Here is a 267-nt window from a genome sequence, read left to right on the forward strand (position 1 = left end):
CCGATATCAAGCGCGAAGCTTTGAAAATCACCCGCGATATAGCCAAAAGTGCTTCGAATATCCCTGACTAATTCAGCTAAATTATTTTCACTAATATCAACAACATGTAATTTAGTTGGCTGTCTTTTAAAAATTTCTTTTGTCACAGCCTGGCCAATGGTACCCGCAGCACCTAAAACCAAAAAACGTGAATTTGCAACCATAGCGTTTAGCTGGCTAGCTAATCTCGACACATCGCTATCTAGTAAAGGAAACTCTCTTCCAATT

1 protein-coding gene is annotated in these 267 nt (G+C 39.3%); it reads right to left on the minus strand.

Going from position 1 to position 267, the window contains the following annotated elements; translation table 11 throughout:
• The coding region (locus tag AAEZ00_RS21360; RefSeq protein ID WP_502959358.1) for a polysaccharide biosynthesis protein at positions 1–203 on the minus strand (203 nt) is incomplete at its 3' end.
• Positions 204–267 lie beyond the last annotated feature (64 nt).

The organism is Shewanella sp. S1-49-MNA-CIBAN-0167, from assembly GCF_040310145.1.
GTDB classification, from domain to species: domain Bacteria; phylum Pseudomonadota; class Gammaproteobacteria; order Enterobacterales; family Shewanellaceae; genus Shewanella; species Shewanella psychromarinicola.